The 2,581-nt window shown below is 58.5% G+C and carries 2 protein-coding genes; both read right to left on the bottom strand.

Features of this window, described 5'->3' with window-relative positions:
• On the bottom strand, nt 1-1,728 hold a 1,728-nt coding region (locus NTW95_12880), incomplete at its 3' end, for a DEAD/DEAH box helicase (GenBank protein MCX6558304.1).
• 126 nt (nt 1,729-1,854) lie between these two features.
• Entirely contained in the window at nt 1,855-2,208 is a 354-nt protein-coding gene (trxA, locus tag NTW95_12875) for a thioredoxin (GenBank protein MCX6558303.1), read from the bottom strand.
• Nucleotides 2,209-2,581 lie beyond the last annotated feature (373 nt).

The raw sequence follows: 2,581 nt of genomic DNA, 5'->3' as shown, positions 1-2,581 counted from the left end.
GATCTTGATCTTGGTATAGGTGATGGAATCGGTGTAATAATCGGCGTTGGAACGGGTCAGGAACGCCTTGCGGTTCTCGTAATCGAGCTCCTCGACCACATACTGCTCGCCTTCCAGGATGTAGATCGCCTTGGGGTGGAGCGTCTCCAGGGCATCGCTGAACCCGACCTCGGCGATCACCCTCTCCCCTTCCGTGCGGTCGACCACCACGAAGTTGTCCGAGGTGATCCGGTTCAAGCTGACGGCGTCGGCCGGGTAGCCCTCCTCGGTCCAGAACCACTTGTCGTCCTTGCGCAGCAGCACCTGGTTCTCCGCCAGGTAGGAAAGGATCTCCTCGAGGTTCTCGGCGCCATAGGCGTCGCCCTTGGCGAAGGGCAGCTCGAAGGCCGCGCACTTGATGTGGTCGATGAGCACGGTCAGGTTGTCGGCGTTGATGCGCCCCACTTCCGGCGATTGGCCGCTGAAATATTCGGGATGGTTGACGATGTACTGGTCGATGGGCATGGAGGAGGCGACCAGCACGCCGAGCGAGCGGCTGCTGCGCCGGCCGGCCCGGCCGATGCGCTGCCAGGTGGAGGAGATCGATCCCGGGTAGGAGGCCAGGACCACGGCGTCGAGCGAGCCGATGTCGATGCCCAGCTCCAGGGCGTTGGTCGAAACCACCGCTTTGATCTTGCCGTCGCGCAGTCCCTTTTCGATCTCGCGGCGCATCTTGGGCAGGTAGCCGCCGCGGTAGCCGCGCACCGTTCCCTTCTCCTGGACCGTTTTTTCGAAATCGTTCTTCAGGTACTTGACCAGGATCTCGGTGATCAGGCGCGAGTTGGCAAACGTGATCACCTGCAGGCCGGACTTGAGCAGGATGCCGGCGATCTCGCGGCTCATCGAGACATAGGAGCGGCGGATGCCCAACTGGCGGTTGACCACCGGCGGGTTGAAGAATACCAGGAGCTTTTCGCCGCGCGGCGCCCCGTTGCGGTCGACCAGGACCACCTTCTCCTCGATCAGCTTCTCGGCCAGCTCGGCCGGGTTGGCGATGGTGGCCGAGCTCATGATGAAGACCGGCCGGGCGCCGTAGAAGGCGCAGATCCTCTTCAGCCGGCGCATGACGTTGGCCACGTGCGAACCGAAGACGCCGGTATAATAGTGGAGCTCGTCGATGACCACATACTTCAGGTTTTCGAACAGGCTGGCCCACTTGGTGTGATGGGGCAGGATGCCCGAGTGCAGCATGTAGGGGTTGGACAGGACGATCTGCGCATGCTTGCGGATGGCCTGGCGCATGCTGGTCGGCGTGTCGCCGTCGTAGGTGTAGAGGCCCAGCTTGTCGCCCAGGGCCTTGTTCAGGTCGAACAGCTCGGCCAGCTGGTCCTGGGACAGGGCCTTGGTCGGGAACAGGTACAGGGACTTGGCCGACGGGTCGCGGCTCAAAGCGTCCAGGGCGGCGGCGTTGTAGATCAGCGTCTTGCCCGAGGCGGTGGGCGTGGCCACCACCGTGTGCCGCCCTTGCAGGATATGCTCCAGCGCCTCGCCCTGGTGGGCGAAGAGACGCTCGATGCCGCGCTTTTTATAGAGGGCGACGACTTCGGGCGCCAGCCGCTCCGGGAAAGCGCAGAACTCGCCGCTGAAGGCATCGACCTTGATCAGGCGCAGCTCGGTCTCGACGTCGTTCTTCAGCTTGAACAACTCCTGCAGCGCCCGCTCGACCTTGGTGTTTTTATCGCCGTCCATGGCTGGAAAATATCACAAAAGGAGGAATTAGTAAAACAGGTGATAAATAGAATCGGATGAAAAAAATATTGTAGGGGTTCAATACGAATTGCTTTGATATCTTATTGAACCCCTACATAGCCTACCCTATTTCACGCCCAGGATTTCCTGGATCATCTTCACGAAGCCCTGGCGGTCCAGGGCGCCGCGGGCCATCTGCGGCTGGCCTGTCTTGGGAATGAACATCAGGCTGGGGATGGTCATGATGCCGAAGGCGGTGGAAAGCTCCTGCTCCTTGTCGGTGTTCACCTTGAACATGTCGACTTTGCCCTTGTATTCTATAGCCAGTATTTCCAGTATGGGCGAGACCATTTTGCACGGTCCGCACCAGTCGGCGTAGAAGTCGATGATGGCGGGCAGGCTGCCCTGGAATTCCCATTCTTTTTTTTTCTCGTAGTCGAATATTTTTTCGCAAAATGTCCTTTTGCTCAGTTCTTCCATTTCGACTCCTTAGAGCCTTATAGCAAATTCTAAAATTTGTTGTTTTTTTAGAACAAATTTTGAATTTGCTATTTAAGGCTCTTATCCAGCACTGCTGGATTAGGGCTCCGCTATTTTAAACTTTTCAAGAAGTCAAATCAAGGAAGCAGCCCATGTTTGTCAACACAATTGCAATTTTCCCGCAGGGAACGCAAATTTGCGTTCCCTACCCCTTTGCCGACTAGGTATCCAGGGACAGCCCCATCGCTTCCCGCCAGGGCTCGGGCAAGTAGCTGACCGTGGTCTTTTTGCCGCTGGCCGGATGGCGGAAGGCGTACTGGAAGCACAGGAGCCAAAGCCCGCTGCCCTCAGCGGCACGACCATAGCGCACGTC

It is taken from the genome of Candidatus Aminicenantes bacterium, from assembly GCA_026393795.1.
In the GTDB taxonomy this organism is placed as follows: Bacteria; Acidobacteriota; Aminicenantia; order UBA2199; family UBA2199; genus UBA2199.
The sequence above is the reverse complement of the archived record's forward strand: the minus strand, read 5'-3'. Positions and strand labels throughout refer to the sequence as shown.